Source organism: Enterobacter sp. 01-M-02-SI-ECC, assembly GCF_047530595.1.
Classification (GTDB): Bacteria; Pseudomonadota; Gammaproteobacteria; order Enterobacterales; family Enterobacteriaceae; genus Enterobacter; species Enterobacter cloacae_M.
Window position 1 is genome coordinate 171,229 of record NZ_JBLKCZ010000003.1, and the last position, 16,918, is coordinate 188,146.

The 16,918-nt window shown below is 57.5% G+C and carries 16 protein-coding genes and 1 pseudogene; 9 read left to right on the plus strand and 8 right to left on the minus strand.

What is annotated here, in order from left to right:
- Positions 1-14: 14 nt before the first annotated feature.
- From ACMWLG_RS06470 to ACMWLG_RS06490, 5 genes are all read left to right on the plus strand, one after another.
- The gene (locus ACMWLG_RS06470) at positions 15-4,271 is read left to right on the plus strand and encodes an RHS repeat-associated core domain-containing protein (RefSeq protein ID WP_045401986.1); all 4,257 of its coding nucleotides are present in this window, start codon (positions 15-17) and stop codon (positions 4,269-4,271) included.
- 33 nt (positions 4,272-4,304) lie between these two features.
- A complete protein-coding gene (locus tag ACMWLG_RS06475) occupies positions 4,305-4,868 on the plus strand; it encodes a hypothetical protein (protein ID WP_045401990.1) in 564 nt (187 codons plus the stop codon).
- Positions 4,869-5,010: 142 nt separating this feature from the next.
- On the plus strand, positions 5,011-5,532 hold the full coding sequence (locus ACMWLG_RS06480) for an SMI1/KNR4 family protein (protein ID WP_045401994.1): 522 nt from the start codon (positions 5,011-5,013) through the stop codon (positions 5,530-5,532).
- A gap of 296 nt (positions 5,533-5,828) precedes the next feature.
- A complete protein-coding gene (locus ACMWLG_RS06485; RefSeq protein ID WP_127348414.1) occupies positions 5,829-6,101 on the plus strand; it encodes a hypothetical protein in 273 nt (90 codons plus the stop codon).
- Between the two features lie 104 nt (positions 6,102-6,205).
- A complete protein-coding gene (locus ACMWLG_RS06490) occupies positions 6,206-6,592 on the plus strand; it encodes a hypothetical protein (protein ID WP_045402226.1) in 387 nt (128 codons plus the stop codon).
- 273 nt (positions 6,593-6,865) lie between these two features.
- Here the strand turns inward: ACMWLG_RS06490 and ACMWLG_RS06495 are convergent, their stop codons facing one another.
- The 4 genes and pseudogenes from ACMWLG_RS06495 to ACMWLG_RS06510 form a co-directional block, all read right to left on the minus strand.
- Positions 6,866-7,120, minus strand: coding sequence for a hypothetical protein (locus ACMWLG_RS06495; protein ID WP_071957344.1), 255 nt, complete (start codon positions 7,118-7,120; stop codon positions 6,866-6,868).
- A gap of 82 nt (positions 7,121-7,202) precedes the next feature.
- Positions 7,203-7,793 (minus strand): annotated as a pseudogene (locus ACMWLG_RS06500) (hypothetical protein).
- Positions 7,794-7,932: 139 nt separating this feature from the next.
- On the minus strand, positions 7,933-8,388 hold the full coding sequence (locus tag ACMWLG_RS06505; RefSeq protein WP_045401997.1) for a hypothetical protein: 456 nt from the start codon (positions 8,386-8,388) through the stop codon (positions 7,933-7,935).
- Between the two features lie 230 nt (positions 8,389-8,618).
- Positions 8,619-9,500: a LysR family transcriptional regulator gene (locus ACMWLG_RS06510; protein ID WP_045401999.1), complete on the minus strand. Its 882-nt coding sequence runs from the start codon at positions 9,498-9,500 to the stop codon at positions 8,619-8,621.
- Between the two features lie 105 nt (positions 9,501-9,605).
- Here ACMWLG_RS06510 and budA point away from each other — a divergent pair, with 105 nt between their 5' ends.
- The 4 genes from budA (at position 9,606) to ACMWLG_RS06530 (ending at position 13,474) form a co-directional block, all read left to right on the plus strand.
- On the plus strand, positions 9,606-10,385 hold the full coding sequence (gene budA / locus ACMWLG_RS06515; protein WP_028015981.1) for an acetolactate decarboxylase: 780 nt from the start codon (positions 9,606-9,608) through the stop codon (positions 10,383-10,385).
- The gene (gene alsS / locus ACMWLG_RS06520) at positions 10,357-12,078 is read left to right on the plus strand and encodes an acetolactate synthase AlsS (protein WP_191091709.1); all 1,722 of its coding nucleotides are present in this window, start codon (positions 10,357-10,359) and stop codon (positions 12,076-12,078) included. Before budA ends, alsS begins: the two co-directional genes overlap by 29 nt.
- A 20-nt stretch (positions 12,079-12,098) precedes the next feature.
- Positions 12,099-12,869, plus strand: a complete 771-nt coding sequence (locus ACMWLG_RS06525) for a (S)-acetoin forming diacetyl reductase (protein ID WP_045402003.1) — start codon at positions 12,099-12,101, stop codon at positions 12,867-12,869.
- A gap of 131 nt (positions 12,870-13,000) precedes the next feature.
- Positions 13,001-13,474: a cold-shock protein gene (locus tag ACMWLG_RS06530; protein WP_023310683.1), complete on the plus strand. Its 474-nt coding sequence runs from the start codon at positions 13,001-13,003 to the stop codon at positions 13,472-13,474.
- Positions 13,475-13,542: 68 nt separating this feature from the next.
- Here the strand turns inward: ACMWLG_RS06530 and ACMWLG_RS06535 are convergent, their stop codons facing one another.
- Genes ACMWLG_RS06535 through ACMWLG_RS06550 form a run of 4 tightly spaced genes read right to left on the minus strand, consistent with a single transcriptional unit; the run spans position 13,543 to position 16,909 of the window.
- Complete coding sequence (locus ACMWLG_RS06535; protein ID WP_045402005.1) at positions 13,543-14,247, minus strand: ABC transporter ATP-binding protein; 705 nt, start codon at positions 14,245-14,247, stop codon at positions 13,543-13,545.
- Positions 14,234-15,070 carry an ABC transporter ATP-binding protein gene (locus ACMWLG_RS06540; protein WP_045619768.1) on the minus strand — a complete coding sequence of 279 codons (837 nt, stop codon included), beginning with the start codon at positions 15,068-15,070 and terminating at the stop codon, positions 14,234-14,236. Before ACMWLG_RS06540 ends, ACMWLG_RS06535 begins: the two co-directional genes overlap by 14 nt.
- Positions 15,063-15,896, minus strand: coding sequence for an ABC transporter permease (locus ACMWLG_RS06545; RefSeq protein ID WP_045402014.1), 834 nt, complete (start codon positions 15,894-15,896; stop codon positions 15,063-15,065). Before ACMWLG_RS06545 ends, ACMWLG_RS06540 begins: the two co-directional genes overlap by 8 nt.
- A complete protein-coding gene (locus ACMWLG_RS06550; protein WP_045402019.1) occupies positions 15,896-16,909 on the minus strand; it encodes an ABC transporter permease in 1,014 nt (337 codons plus the stop codon). Before ACMWLG_RS06550 ends, ACMWLG_RS06545 begins: the two co-directional genes overlap by 1 nt.
- Positions 16,910-16,918: the final 9 nt, after the last annotated feature.

Genomic DNA, 16,918 nt, shown 5'->3' on the forward strand with positions numbered 1-16,918 from the left:
CAGGGACCGTTGTTATGTTTGAAGCAGCACGCGTTGGTGATGATATCGGCCACTCCGGTGCGCTGGCCGGGATGATTGCCGGAACGATTGTCGGTGGCCTGATTGCCGCCGCCGGGGGCATTCTGGCAGGGGCCATGTTTATTGCCGGTCTCGGCGCATCCTGTCTTGGCGTGGGCGTCCTGCTCGTCGGCGCCAGCCTGGCCGTGGGGTATTATACCGGGGAGCTGGCGACCGCCGCCCGGGACAGCATCGCGGACGCCGGGGCATCCAGCATGACGAAGAAAGGCGTCATCACCTCCGGCTCGCCGAACGTGTTTATCAACGGTAAACCCGCCGCGCTTGCCACCGATAGCATCGTCGACTGTTCTGACGACGGCTCGCAGCAGATGGCCGAAGGCTCTAAGCGCGTCTCCATTAACAGCCAGCCAGCCTCCCGCATCGGGGATCGCACCACCTGCGACGCAAAGGTGATGACCGGTTCGAACAACGTCATTATCGGCGGCGACCCGCAGCAAACCCTGCCCATTCAGTCTGAAGTGCCCGAGTGGCTCTACAAAGTCTCCGATCTTACCCTGCTGTTCGCCGGGCTTATCGGCGGCTGGGGCGGGGCCGCTGGCAAAGTCGGGGCGCTCTCTAAGCTGCTGGGCAAAATCCCCGGTATCAACAAGCTGGCCCGTATCGCCTGTCGCGCCGGCACGCTGATGACCGGCGTGGCGGCCGCGGGGATCATCGCCCGCCCGGTGGATATCGTCAGCGGACAGAAGTTTCTCAGCGGGGATGATGAGCTGGACTTCGTCCTGCCTTCCCGTCTTCCGGTGCGCTGGCAGCGCTACTGGCGCAGCGGCAACCCCGGCGACAGCGTGCTGGGCCGCAGCTGGAGCCTGTTCTGGGAAAGCCGCCTGGAGCCTTATCAGGACGGCCTGGTGTGGCGCGCGCCGTCCGGCGATTACGTCGCCTTCCCGAAGGTCCCGAAAGGGCTGCGCACCTACTGCGAAAGCGAAAAGAACTGGCTTGAACATCACCAGGACGACAGCTGGTCGGTGTATGACGTCAGCGGCGAGCGCTGGCACTATGCGCCGCTGCGGGATGACGCCCCGTCGCTGCTCCAGCGCATCTCTGAACCCTGCGGCAACGATATCCTCTTCGAGTGGAACGCGGATAATACCCTGCATGCCCTGACCGACGGCGCGGGCCAGCGCGTGGTCTGCCGCTATGACCGCGACAGGCTCACCGGCGCCTGGCTGGATGACGAGATCTGCCTGGTCAGTTACGCTTATGATGAACAGCGCCAGCTGGTCTGTGTGACCGGCCGGGGCGGTAGCGTGCGCCGACGCTTCCGCTGGCAGGACGGGCTGATGAGCGCCCACGAGGACGCCAACGGCCTGCTGAGCGAATACCGCTGGCGAGAGATTGACGGCCTGCCGCGCGTGGTCGGCTTCCGCCACAGCGGCGGCGAACAGCTGACGTTCGAATACGATTTTGATAACGGCACCCGCCGCGCGACCCGCGAAGACGGCGCGCAGGCGCACTGGCTGGTGGATGACGACGACAACGTCGCGCGCTTCACGGATTACGACGGCCACCAGACGACGTTTTTCTACTGCGACGGCGAGCTCTGCGACGTCATCCTGCCCGGCGGTGCGATGCGCCGCAGCACGTGGGACAAATACGGCCGCATGACCAGCGAGACGGACCCGGCGGGCCGCCGCACGGAGTATCACTGGCATCGCCTGACCGACCGCATCACCCGCACGGTATACCCGGACGGCACCTCATCGCAGGCCATGTACGACCTTCGCGGTCGCCTGCTGTCGGAAACCGACCCGGCCGGTAGCACCACCGCGTATCGCTATCCCGATGATGAAGAAAACCTGCCGGAGAGCATCACCGACGCCATCGGCGGCGTGGTGCGCCTGGTCTGGAACCACCAGGGGCTGCTGACGCAGCGCACCGACTGCTCCGGCAGCGTGACCCGCTTTACCTACGACCGATTCGGGCAGCTGGTTGCCAGCAAGGATGCGGAAGGGAATATCACGCGCCGGGAGTGGAACAACGCCGGGCTGCTGAGCGCCGTGATCCATCCGGACGGCAGCCGAGAGTCGCTGGTGTGGAACGAACGCGGCCAGCTCACGGGCTGGCGCGACCCGCTGGAAAGCGAAGTGACCTGGGCCTATAACGCGCTCGGCCTCCCGGTCAGCCTCACCGACCGTATTGGCCGCGTGCGCCAGTGGCGCTACGACCCGCGCGGTAACCTGCTGCGGCTTGATAACGGCAACGGGGCGGAATACCGCTTCACCTACGACGCCGTGGGCCGCCCGCTCAGCGAAACGCGCCCGGACGAGACCGTGCGCCATATGGAATGGGATGCGCGAGGGTTCCTCTGCGCGCTCGAAGAAAACGGCCGACCTGCCGCCGACGGCGGCATCGCCCGTCGCGTCCAGCAGTTCAGCTATGACGACAGCGGGCTGCTGATCGGGCGCACTCAGCGCCACGCGGAGTACCGCTACTTCCGCGACCTGAGCGGCCAGATTACCCGCATCCGCCGTACGCCGACGGCGGAAGGCGTTGCCCTGGGTATCGAAAGCGATGAGATCGCTTACCGCCACGACGCCGCCGGGCGCATGCTGAGCGAGTCCGGCATTAACGGCGCGGTGGGTTACGAATGGGATGCCCTGAGCAACCTGACCGGCCTGACACTGCCCGGTGAGCAAAAGCTGGCCTGGCTGCACTACGGCTCCGGCCACGTCAGCGCCATCCGCTTCGGGAAGCAGCTGGTGACCGAGTTCACCCGCGACCGCCTGCACCGCGAGGTGCGCCGCACCCAGGGCGCGCGCGAGCAGATTCGCCAGTATGACAGTCTCGGCAGACGCACCCTGCAGCGCAGCGAATTGAGCACGGACGTTACCCTGCCGGAGCAGGCGATACTGGAACGCCTTTACCGCTACACCGCGCGCGGCGAGCTTTCCGGCGTCAGCGACACCCTGCGCGGTGAGGTGGACTACGGCTACGACGCCGAAGGGCGTCTGCTAAAGCACTACGAGGCCCGCCAGGGGCACAGCCGCGCGCAGTTCAGCTATGACGCCGCGGATAACCTCGCCGCCAATGACGATGCGGAACCGGTCACGGATAACCGCCTGCAGCACTGGCAGGCGCTGTTTATGAAATACGACTCCTGGGGCAACCTGGTCAGCCGCCGGAACGGGCTGTATGAACAGCATTATGCGTATGACGCCGAGAACCGTCTGGTGTCCGCCCGGGGAACCGGGCCGGAAGGGCGGTTTGAGGCGCGCTATCACTACGACGCTCTGGGCCGCCGTACGCGCAAAATCGTCACTACGACGCACGGCACCACAGAAACGCGCTTCCTGTGGCAGGGCTACCGCCTGCTGCAGGAGCTGCAGGAGAGCGGGCTGTGCAGCACCTATGTTTACGATCCGAATGAGGCCTGGAGCCCGCTGGCGCGGGTGGATCACCTTCGAGACCAGAGCAGCGGTGAGATTTACTGGTTCAACACCGACCTGAACGGCGCGCCGCTGGAGGTCACAGACGAGCGCGGCGCGGTGCGCTGGAGCGGCCAGTTCGACAGCTTTGGCGAGGTACGCCACCAGAGCGAAGGGTTCTCACGGGTTGTGAACCGTACGGCGATGCCACACCAGCCGCTTCGCTATGCCGGGCAGTACGCTGACGGTGAAACGGGATTGCACTATAACCTGTTCCGCTACTACGACCCGCAGGTCGGGCGGTTTATTGTGCAGGACCCGATTGGGTTGAATGGTGGGTGGAACCTTTATCAGTATGCGCCAAATCCGTTGGGGTGGATTGATCCGTGGGGACTCTCTGCGCAAGGTTTAGTTCGTTATAAACCAGATCCCACCCTTAGCGCGCAACCGGGAGCTAGGGCGACAGCAATAAGCCGAGCATGGGGAGAAGAAAGGGAACTAGTTGCGGCTGGTGGTGGAAGCCGAGACTGGACGGCCGCTGAACGCGAAGTAATATTAAGCACAAAAAATAATCGCCAATTATCGTCGGTTATGTCCGAAATGGGTTATACAGGCCATCATATCAATAGTGTGAAAGGTAATGGTGTTCTGGGAGGGAAATGGCAAGGTGATCCAAGGAATATTGTATTTCTCCAGAATGCTAATCATCCAAGCGGCTATGATGAGCATTTACATGGTCTACAAGGTCACCGTGGCAGCTATGAGACTCCAGGTAAAGGACGATTGATAGACCGTAATCTTACCCGTAAGAATTTGAAGAGCTGTCAATAATATCAATGAATATGCTGAATGTGAGGTATTGTTATGAGTGAAATTGAAGAGTCTTTAAAAAAACTTGTTGCTGTTTGCAAAAAATTTTCGCTGTCAGGGAATTTTAATACAATCAATGACTTGGATAATGCTTTCCCGTCCAGCTTACCTCGTTCAACAGATGTTGATTACTTATATAAAAATTATAATCCTGAAAAGTTAAAGATTGAAACAGGCTTCACGCCAATTAAAATTCATTCTGTCAGTGAGCTCTCGAAGGCTCAAAGTGGTTATGAATACTTACCAAACAATTATCTTGTTTTTGGTGATGATTTAGGTGGAGGTAAACCTATAATTGCGGTTATCGATGAAGGGAATACCTCTGTCTATGCTAGTTATGATGTAATTGAACCATTTAAAATAGCTGGCAGTCTCTCTGGATTTATATTTTCATTAGCTGAGCTTATTGATTTGGTATATGGTCAATACGATATCTTTGATATAGCAGATGATAATGACGAAGTGAAAGATGACTTTATTGATGAGTTGCGGAAAAGAATTGTGCCTCTTATCGGTAATGAAAGTTTTAATGCATTCTATGATTATTTTTATGGCTAGGGCACATGTTTTTTTATTTAGATAAATGAATGGAATATGCCGGAAACCATTAAGTTCCGGCTTTAATTACTACCATCGATTTTTCCATAATAGAGGTGGAGTATCTAAGATCACTAGGTCATGACCTTAGCAAGGAGAGCTTATGCCTATTTCATATGGTAAACCTGCAAATAAAGATGAAATTAAGGTTTTGGAGAGAAAATTCAAAATCAGTTTACCTGAAGATTATAAAGAATTTCTCAGGTTGAAAAATGGCTTTGTTGTAAAATCTCCGGATTTTTGTGAGTTGGAGTATGAAGGTGTCGATGACGGGGTTATCGCTTTTTATGCCCTTTTTGGAATAAATATGAAAAATCCAAACCACGACATTTTTCGTCAAAATGAAAATTTTTTAAATGAACTTGATTTCATTGATGCTAAGTTAATTATTGGTGATGATCCTGGAGGTAACTTTTACCTTATATTAAATGGCAGTGAAAGCCAAGGTGTATATTATTGGGACAGAACACATCTACATGCAGAGGATGATATCCAACTGTTTGAAACCCCTGAGCAAAATGGGTGCGGCAATATCTATAAAATTACAAATAGCTTTACTGAATTTTACAAGGAAATTTGTGAGGCATATCCTGATGCAGGAATGAATTTAACTGTTGATTTATGATATTTCACAAATAAGCTATAATCAGAATATGATCATGGCTTGTTTTTTTACATTTGGATGTTAGTAAATAGATAAATATTAATAAAAAGAATGTCAGGTATGCTTGTATTTTACCATTGGTAATAATGCCATTGCATAGAAAAAAGACCTTACACAGGAAGGGCTCAGAATTTGTTAAGGGAAAAGATGCACACTCCACATTATCTGATTGCGAATACCCTAATTCTTCTGCTGAGAGATCTTCATGCCAACGTGCCCCATATTGGCTACGAATAAGATATATGGAGGAAAGAACATTGTTGAATAAATTAGAGCGCTTTGGAGCGAAATCGACACCATTACCATTAGATGAACTGAAAAAGAGTTTAAATACATTAGAAACATCAATAGGGCTAATCCCTGAAAGTTATCGTGCCTATTTACTTCATTTTGGCGCTTCTATTCTTTTTAATATAAATATTGTTTTCAAAGTGTTACAACCATCTCCATGGTCTGATGAGCAAGGAAACGATACGCTTGAGTCTTTGTACGGCCTTGCAGAATCGGGTAAAGAGTATACTGTGTTTTAAATGGCTGATACATACCGGAATGATTTTCTCGATCTTTAAAATAGTAATGCTATGTATTTATTTAAGTGGAATTAATCATGATGCATGAAAAGGAAAGGGATTGTATGCAAACTACGCGAGTAATGGGAGAAGGATATGAACCTTACGTTGAGAAATTAGGTGACAAACTGATTTATTCATTACCTGTTGAATCGGGATTTGTCAGTTTTCATTTTGAGTTTGATATTCTTCAGACCGATCTTGACGTCCTGCTGTCCGATCATTACCGGCGGGCCGTCCTGGAAGTGTCCGCACACACTTTGCTCCAGCGCTCGACGTTAAAGGGACATAAACATTTTACTCAGAACGATTTTGATAACCTTATTGCCACTACCCTTCATGCATCGCAAGAGCATCTTAACGCATTCATTTCTAAGATTAATCGTGAGCACAATATTTCGATTGAACATTATGTTAATGACATAGTGAATAGACGCTTAACTAAAGGATGAATTTACCGATCCCACATAAGGTCGATATTATTGTCAAAATCACGCTGGATCGATAGCTCTTTTCAATCTCGTGCTGCCCAAAGTGGTCAAAATCGATTTTTTTCGTGATAAGCGCTCAGGTGGTTCTTTTTTTCATGGAGAAGCTTTCCATAAACGCTTATCTGTCGGTGTCGTCGTGATGCCTATCTTTTACCTTGCTAAACATTTTTCCGGGAGCTGGAGGCAGGTAAGGAAACAGAATCAGGATGAGCTAGCGTATTGTGACGCTTTATCTCATTGCCTGGCGCTCTTCATTGCATCCTGCTTCCCCGGGTTGCATTGCTTTTTTGTACCGGGAAGATAAAAATGCCCCGATGGATCCGGACTTGTTCCGCCCGGACAACCCGCCCGGCCATTAGATGAGGCGGTCCCATCAGAACCGTTTCCGCCATCAGAGCCATTTCCTCCATCACCACCCTTACCGCCATTAGCTGCATTTACAGCGAATGCACTGAGTAAGAGCAAACAGGCAATAGTACGCTTATTCATCAAAACCTCCATTGTTCAAACCATAAACGTTCAGGAAAATATTCCCGCGAGTTTCCCTTTCGGAACATTTCACAGGTACATCTCACGTCTGACTTTCAATATTCGCTCTGACCGCCTTCAGCGTCCTTTTACGGATCCAGCCGCTGCCCGCCCGGATTACCAGCCAGTAAGCTGTCATCCTTAGCCGAGTGCTTCTGTCCGGACAATAGACGAACGTTTCCGTGCAGAGTTCATGTTGCCCTGGCGCCAGTTCCGTTATCCGATAGCGAAGTAACAGTTTCGCACTGCCCGGTGCGGCTGCCGTCTGAAAAGCACTGGCATCCGGCACGTCTTCCAGACCGAAATCAGTTCGCCAGAATTGCCCAATTAAGCCATAGCACAGCTCAGATGCTGAGCATTTCAAACGGGTAAAGCTGTGCAAACCAAAGTCGCCGATCGCGTTAGACTGCCGGTTGCGCAGAAATTTCTGCGGTATTTGACGTAATGACATTAGCCGCCGAATCACGGGGTCTTGCCGGACGTCAAAGTTAGCAATCTATGGCAGAATAGTTTCAGGGTGAGCAGTATGAATGACCGTTCGATGTTTCTCATGGAATTGAAACCGGGGTAGAAAAGCGGGAACGTCCCGCCAGTGAGTAAGTGCTTTGCGGGTAACGAATCCTGGATTCAGCATCTCTCATCCTTGTCATCCTTTGAGCCCAGCCAGAGTAACAGATGCTTTGATATAGACAATTACCAGGAAAAGAGAGGGGTATGTGGCCGAAATCCTCGCCCGTCCGCAGCAGCAGAATCCCGGCCACCCATCACCCGCCTCAGTGCGCCGCGATATACGGCTCCTTCACAAACTCCGCCAGCAACCAGACCATATCATGCAGTAGCCCAGTGAGTTCTTTCGCCACGCTCGCAGGCAGTGTCCCGCCCATCACCGCCAGCGTTAATGCCACAGCATAATCCACCTGCAACGCTGTTTCCTGCCAGCAGTCCGGCACGCAGGAAACGATCTTCTCCCCCGCGATGAGCCGTTCAACCAGATGCGGGGGAAGTTCCGTATCGCAATGTTCACGCAGGCGTTTAAGCAGTTCCAGCAAGCGCTCGCAAAGTATGGTAAACGTCACCGCGTCGTCAGTTTCCACCAGTACGCTGACATACGCGGCGCAGGTGTCAGCCAGTTCGAAGAGATCTGCGGAATCGCAAAGTTGAAGATTGATGAGGTGATGAACAGCGCTTTCTTCAGAGAGCGCATAAGAAAACTCAGGGACAGTAGCCATTTAGCATCCTCGTTGTGCAAAAAAACGTCATGTTATGCTAACGGGTTCCTACGCCCGGTTACGGATGTGCCGCAACGCAGGCACTTTACGACCGTGAAGAAAGGATGAAAAGGGATGCCCCTGAATTACATAAGGTTGCTTGCAGGTTTGCGAGGCGGCTTCCAGAACGACATTGCCGGGTGGCGGCTACGCCTTACCCGGCTTACAAAAAACACCAACCAAACCGGCCGCTACCCCTCGCTCATCATCGCCAGAAACCGTTTCACCGTCCGCGAGCGTTCAAAGCGCCGCCAGCAGAGCGCGATATCGGTGTAAAGCTCCGGCGAGCTCAGCGCGTGGTAGGTGACATTCGGCGGAGAAATGGCCGCCATGGATTTCGGCACCAGCGCAAACCCGCCGCCGGCGGAAACCATGCTCAGGGAGGACGAAAGCTGTGACGACTGCAGCGCGTGCTGCACGTCGATCCCGGCCCGTTCGCAGCAGCCGTGAACCCGGTCGTACAGGCCGGGCGCGACCTCCTGCGGGAACAACACCACCGGCGTATCCCGAAGCTGCTCTAACGCCAGCGAATCGCACGTCGCCAGCGGATGGTCGCGATGCAGCGCCACCACCATCGGCTCCCGGTCGAGGATGGTTAACTCGAACGCCTTGCTGCTCTCGCACGGCAGGCGCACGAAGGCGATATCCAGCTCACCCTCCGCCAGCATCGTCGTCAGCGACGACATATTGGCTTCCACCTGGTGAACCTGCACCGCCATGTTCTGCACCTGAAACTGGCGAATCAGCGCGAAAATTTTGGGATGAAAAGCATCGGAGCTGGTGATGCCAATCGACAGGTTACCGTTCAGCCCGCGCGCGATGCCGCGGGCTTTCTCCAGCGCGGCGTCGCTCAGCGCCAGGATCTTGCAGGCGTCCTCGTAGAAGGCTTCTCCCGCTTCGGTCAGCTCCACGCCCCGCGTCAGGCGTCTGAACAGCGGCGTGCCCACTTCCTCTTCGAGCCGTTTGATCTGCTGACTCAGAGGAGGCTGTGAAATACCCAGCGCTTCGGCCGCCCTGGTGAAGTGTCGCTCGCGTGCTACCGCGACAAAATACCGCAGATAACGAAGTTCCATATCTAAAACGTCTCAAACCAGCATGGTTTCTATATTGGAACTCTCTGCTGAATCGGGTCAACATTTATTTAACCTTTCTAAATAAAGTTGAAGAGGACGAGCATGATGGTGCATTCATCTGCCTGCGACTGTGAAGCCAGCTTGTGCGAGACCCTGCGCGGGTTCTCCGCCCAGCATCCTGACAGTGTGATCTATCAGACATCGCTAATGAGCGCCCTGTTAAGCGGCGTGTATGAAGGAGAGACCACCATCGCCGATCTGCTGGCACACGGTGATTTTGGTCTGGGCACCTTTAACGAGCTGGACGGCGAAATGATTGCCTTCAGCAGCCAGGTGTACCAGCTGCGCGCCGACGGCAGCGCCCGGGCGGCGAAGCCGGAGCAGAAAACGCCGTTCGCGGTGATGACCTGGTTCCAGCCGCAGTACCGTAAAACCTTCGACGCGCCGGTCAGCCGTCAGCAGATCCACGACGTCATCGACCAGCAGATCCCCTCCGATAACCTGTTCTGCGCGCTGCGCATTGACGGCAACTTCCGCCATGCCCACACCCGCACCGTACCGCGCCAGAAGCCGCCGTACCGCGCGATGACCGACGTGCTGGACGACCAGCCGGTGTTCCGCTTTAACCAGCGCGAAGGGGTGCTGGTCGGGTTCCGCACGCCGCAGCATATGCAGGGGATCAACGTGGCGGGCTACCACGAACACTTCATTACCGACGACCGTCAGGGCGGGGGCCATCTGCTTGACTACCAGCTGGAGAGCGGCGTGCTCACCTTCGGTGAAATTCACAAGCTGATGATTGACCTGCCCGCCGACAGCGCCTTTTTACAGGCCAACCTTCACCCCAGCAATCTGGATGCGGCTATCCGTGCCGTCGAAAACTAACAGGAGAACTACCGTGAACAGTGAGAAACAGTCACGTCAGTGGGCGCACGGCGCCGATTTGGTTGTCGGCCAGCTGGAAGCGCAGGGCGTGAAGCAGGTGTTCGGGATCCCGGGCGCAAAAATCGACAAGGTCTTTGACTCTCTGCTGGACTCCTCCATCGAGATCATCCCGGTGCGTCACGAGGCGAACGCGGCGTTTATGGCGGCGGCGGTAGGGCGGTTGACCGGCAAGGCCGGGGTGGCGCTGGTCACTTCCGGGCCGGGCTGCTCGAACCTGATCACCGGCATTGCTACCGCCAACAGCGAAGGCGACCCGGTGGTGGCGCTGGGCGGGGCGGTGAAGCGGGCGGATAAAGCCAAGCTGGTGCATCAGAGCATGGACACCGTCGCCATGTTCAGCCCGGTCACCAAATACGCCGTGGAGGTGAGTGCGCCGGACGCGATTGCCGAGGTGGTTTCCAACGCGTTTCGCGCCGCCGAGCACGGCAGGCCGGGGGGCGCGTTCGTCAGCCTGCCGCAGGATATCGTCGACCAGCCCGCCACGGGAGCAATTTTGCCTGCTAGCGGTCCCGCGCTGATGGGCCCGGCGCCGGAATCCGCTATCAACGATGTGGCGAAGCTTATCGAAAAGGCCAAAAACCCGGTCATCCTGCTGGGGCTGATGGCGAGCCAGCCCGCCAACAGCGCGGCGCTGCGCACGCTGCTGGAGAAAAGCCGTATTCCGGTCACCAGCACCTATCAGGCCGCCGGGGCGGTGAATCAGGAGCACTTCACCCGCTTCGCCGGACGCGTCGGTCTGTTCAATAACCAGGCGGGCGACAGGCTGCTCCATCTGGCGGACCTGATTATCTGCATCGGCTACAGCCCGGTGGAGTACGAGCCGTCCATGTGGAACAGCGGCGACGCCACGCTGGTGCACATCGACGTGCTGCCTGCCTATGAAGAACGTAACTACGTGCCGGATCTGGAGCTGGTGGGGGACATCGCCGAAACGCTGAATCAGCTCGCGAACCGGATCGACCATAAGCTTGAGCTGAGCCAGCGGGCCTCCGAAATTCTGGTCGACCGCCAGCATCAGCGCGATCTGCTCGATCGTCGCGGCGCCTCGCTTAATCAGTTCGCCCTGCATCCGCTGCGCATCGTGCGGGCCATGCAGGACATCGTGAATAACGACGTGACCCTGACCGTCGACATGGGCAGCTTCCACATCTGGATCGCCCGCTACCTCTACAGCTTCCGGGCGCGTCAGGTGATGATCTCCAACGGCCAGCAGACCATGGGCGTCGCGCTGCCGTGGGCCATTGGCGCGTGGCTGGTCAACCCGGGCCGCAAGGTGGTGTCGGTCTCCGGTGACGGCGGCTTCCTGCAGTCAAGCATGGAGCTGGAAACCGCGGTGCGCCTCAACGCTAACGTGCTGCACATCATCTGGGTGGATAACGGCTACAACATGGTTGCCATTCAGGAAGAGAAAAAATACCAGCGTCTTTCCGGCGTCGAGTTCGGCCCGGTCGATTTCAAAGTCTATGCCGACGCCTTTGGCGCGAAAGGCTTTGCCGTGGAGAGCGCCGACGCGCTCGAACCCACGCTGCGTGCGGCGATGGATGTGGATGGCCCGGCCGTGGTGGCCATTCCCGTTGACTACAGCGATAACCCGCTGCTGATGGGCCAGCTCCATCTCAGCCAGATTTTGTGACTCACGATAAGGACAGAGAAATGCAAAAAGTTGCTCTCGTAACAGGCTCAGGCCAGGGGATTGGTAAAGCGATCGCGCTTCGCCTGGTGAAAGACGGTTTTGCCGTCGCCATCGCCGACTATAACGTTGAGACGGCAAGAGCCGTCGCCGATGAAATCATCCGTAACGGCGGTAACGCCGTCGCCGTGAAGGTCGATGTCTCTGACCGCGAACAGGTATTTGCGGCGGTGGAGAAAGCGCGCACCGCGCTGGGCGGCTTTAACGTGATCGTGAATAACGCCGGGATTGCGCCGTCTACCCCCATCGAATCCATCACGCCGGAGATTGTCGACAAGGTTTACAACATCAACGTGAAAGGGGTGATCTGGGGGATCCAGGCCGCGATTGACGCCTTCCGCAAAGAGGGGCACGGCGGCAAGATCATCAACGCCTGCTCCCAGGCGGGCCACACCGGCAACCCGGAACTGGCGGTCTACAGTTCCAGTAAATTCGCGGTGCGCGGCCTAACCCAGACCGCGGCACGGGATCTCGCGCCGCTGGGGATCACCGTTAACGCCTACTGCCCGGGCATCGTCAAAACGCCGATGTGGGCGGAAATCGACCGTCAGGTCTCCGAGGCGGCGGGTAAACCGCTCGGCTACGGGACCGAAACCTTTGCCAAACGCATTACGCTTGGCCGCCTGTCCGAGCCGGAAGATGTTGCCGCCTGCGTTTCATACCTGGCAGGACCGGACTCCGACTACATGACCGGCCAGTCTCTGCTCATCGATGGTGGGATGGTGTTTAATTAAATTCTAATAAGCTCTGACATGAGTTTTCCCCTGCACCCGTGCAGGGGCTTTTTTTTGTCTCCTCCCTCATTGTGCATTACACTGCGCGCTGCAAAACTTTAGTCATTACGATCTGACAGGCGGTAACAGCGATGAACGGTACAATCACAACGTGGTTTAAAGATAAAGGCTTTGGATTTATCAAAGATGAAAACGGCGACAACCGCTATTTTCATGTGATTAAGGTCGCGAACCCCGATCTGATTAAGAAAGATGCCGCGGTGACCTTCGAGCCGACCACCAACAACAAAGGCCTTTCCGCTTACGCGGTGAAGGTGATCCCGGAAAGCAAACATCTCTTTATTGCTGGCGAGCGCGTGAAGCTCTCCTCGATCAAATCCTTCGTGGTGTTTAACGAAGAAGAGCCGGCTGATACCAAAATCGACAAAGAGAACGCGGTGCTGTCGGTGGGGCTGCTGATGAACAGCATCAAGCCGAAATCCGAGAAAAAGCCGGGCGAAATGCGCACGGTGAAGAAGCTGGCGATCACCACCTTCCAGAACACGACGCTGATCTTCACCGAAGATGAGATCGACATTGACGCCACGGTGAAGCTGCTTAAGTAACGTTTTACCGGGTGGCGGCTACGCTTACCCGGCTTGCAAAACCCGCGCGGCGCTCGCCGCCACGCGGTTTACCCCATCCGGTGCTCGCCCCGCAACATCGCCTCGCGGTCAAATACCCTCTGGATCTCCCCGTGCGCCATAAACGCCGCCCGGTCGGACATGTGGGCAATCACGTCCGCATCGTGGCTCACCAGCAGGTAGGTCATGCCGTGCTCGGCCTTCAGGCGGTTGAGCAGGTTCAGGATCTCCGCCTGCACCGACATATCCAGCGCCGAAGTCGGCTCGTCCAGCAGCAGAAGCTGCGGGCGCAGCAGCAGCGCGCGGGCTATGGCAACGCGCTGACGCTGCCCGCCGGAAAGCTGATGCGGGTAACGCCTGCCCGCATCGGCGGAAAGCCCGACCTGCTGCAGCGCATCCGCCACTTTCTCCGCAACCTGCGTTTCGCCGTGGATGTTTAACGGCTCCGACAGGGTGCGCGCAACGGTGTGGTTTGGGTGCAGCGACGCCCACGGATCCTGAAACACCATCTGCACGTTGCGGCGAAGCTCGCCTTCAAAACGCCGTCCTGGCCGTAGCGCGTCTCCCTGGATCGAAATGCGCCCGTTCCACTCGCGCTGCAATCCCGCCAGCACGCGCAGAATAGTCGATTTCCCGCAGCCGGATTCGCCGATCAGGCTGAAGGTTTCACCTTTCTCGATGCCAAAGCTGGCGGCGGACACCGCCGTTTTCTCCCCGAATCTCACCTGGAGATCGTTAACCTCAACGAGCGCCATTATCGGCCTCCTTCCACGGCTGCGTGCGGTCCAGCGTCGGCAGCATCTGGCCGAAGGTGTTGGCGTTCGGACGGCAGGTCCACAGGGTGCGCGTATACGGGGGCGTCGCCTGCGGAAGCCGATTCGCCGCCATCTCATCGACCTTTTCGCCCTGATACATCACCAGCACGCGGTCGCAGTGTTCCGCCACCAGCGGCAGATCGTGGCTGATGAGCAGCATCGCCATCTGGCGCTCTTCGCTCTGCTGCACCAGCAGCTCGAGGATCTGATTGCGCAGGCGGGCGTCCAGCGCGGAGGTGGGTTCGTCGGCAATCAGCACCTGCGGGTTGTTGATCAGCGCAATGGCAATCATCACCCGCTGGCCCATGCCCCCGGAGAGTTCGCCGGGGTAGCGCGTGAGGACATGTTCGTTGAGCCCAACGGCGCGGATGACGTCGTGAATGCGCGCCCTGCGCTCGGCGCGGGGCAGGCGCTGGTGTAGGTTCAGCGCTTCATCGAGCTGAGCGGCGACGTTTTGCGCCGGATTCAGCGCGTAGCGCGGGTCCTGCAGGACCATCGCAATCCCGTTGCCGCGCAGCGCCTGCCAGCGGCGGGTGCTCAGGGTCAGCAGGTCGTTGCCGAGCACGTTAAGCCGGTTCGCGCTCACGATGCCGGGCTTACGCACCAGCCCCATCAGGGCGCGGGCGGACATTGATTTGCCCGAGCCGGATTCCCCCACCAGCGCCAGCCGCTCGTTGCCCAGCGTGAAGCTGAGGTTGTTGACCACGCGCGCGGCGGGGTAGTCGATATTCAGCGCATCGACGATGACGCGTTGTTCAGTCATGCTGCGGCTCCAGTACGTCGCGCAGGCGGTCGCCCAGCAGGTTAAAGGCCAGGCTGGCAAACAGAATCGCCCCGCCCGGAATGGCGGCTATCCACCACTGGTCGAAAATCACCTGCATACCGTCGGCAATCATCGCGCCCCATTCAGCCATCGGCGGACGCGCGCCAAGACCGAGGAAGCCCAGCCCGGCGGCCGCCAGAATAATCCCCGCAAGATCCAGCGCCAGCCGCACAATCGCGGACGGCAGGCACAGGGGCAGAATATGGCCGACCAGCAGGCGCGGGCCGCGAATGCCCATCATCTCGGCGGCGGCGAGGTAGTCGCTGTGGCGCAGACGCTGGATCTCGCTCCGCGCCTGCCGCGCGTAGGCGGGCCAGGTGGTTAAGGCCAGCGCCAGCGCGCCGTTGACCAGCCCCGGGCCAAGCATCGCCACAAACGCGAAGGCGAGGAGCAGACGCGGCATCGACATTACCACGTCGGTAAAACGCATCAGGATGCGCTCCAGCCAGCCGCCGTAGTAGCCGGACAAAATCCCCACCAGCAGCCCGGCGGGCAGGGTGATTACGGTAACTAATGCCACCAGCCCGAGCGCCGGACGGGTGCCGTAAATCAGACGCGAAAGCAGGTCGCGCCCGTAGCTGTCGGTGCCCAGCCAGTGCTGGCTGTTCGGTGCCTGCAGGCGCGAGGCGGCGTCCTGCCAGTTCGGGTCAAGCGGTGCCAGCCACGGCGCGAACAGGGCGATAACCACCAGCAGCGTGATGGTAGCCAGCCCGCAAAACGCAGCAGGGGAGCGGCGCAGGCGGCGTAAGAAAAGATAAAACGGCATCAGCGCACCCTGGGATCTGTCGCCCGCACGAGCAGGTCGGTAAGGTTATTAATGAGTACAAAGCAGACGCCAATCAGCAGCGTGCCGCCCATGACGGCGGTGGTGTCTCCGGCGAACAGGGCGGTGGTGAGGTAGCGCCCGATCCCCGGCCAGGAGAAGACGGTTTCGGTTAATACCGCGCCTTCCAGCATGCTGGTGTAGGCGAGGGCGATTACCGTCAGCAGGGTACCGCGAATGTTCGGCAGCACGTGGCGCAGCAGAATGGTCATCTCCCCGGCGCCCTTGGCGCGGGCAAGCAGGATGTACTCTTTGTTCATTTCGCTCAGGCAGGCGGATCGCGTCAGGCGCGTGATGCTCGCCAGCGAGTAATAGGCCAGCAGCAGCACCGGCAGCACCAGGTGGCTGAGGGCATTGCGGAACGCCTCGCGATCGCCGGAAAGCCAGGTATCCACCAGCGCAAAGCCGGTGCGCGGCTCGACGGTGAACTGCCAGATATCGTCCAGCCTGCCGGGACCCGCGCTCCACTGCAGCTTCGCGTAGAACAGGGCCAGCATCAGCAGGCCGAGCCAGAAAATCGGTACCGAGTTGCCGAGCAGGGTTAGCGTTCTGATGGCGAGATCGAGCGGCGAACCGGCGTAGCGGGCGCACAGCACTCCGGCAATCACGCCGAGCACGGCGCCGATGATTAACGCCAGCGTCGCCAGCTCCAGCGTGGCGGGGAAGGCGTGCAGCAGGTCCTGCAGCACCGGCTGCCCGGTGGCGCTGGCGGTGCCTAAATCACCGTGGGCAAGGTTTTGCAGGTAGTGCCAGAACTGCACGGGCAGGGGACGATCCAGCCCAAGCTGGTGGCGAACCTGATCGTAGGTTGACTGGCTGGCGTGATCGCCGACGATCTGCAGCACGCGATCGACAGGCGAAAATGCCGAGAGCGCAAACGTGACGAGCAGCAGCCCGAAGAGCGTGAGCAGCAGGGTCAGCAGACCCTGAAGCACGCGGGTGGAAAGACGTGGCATGGGAAATCT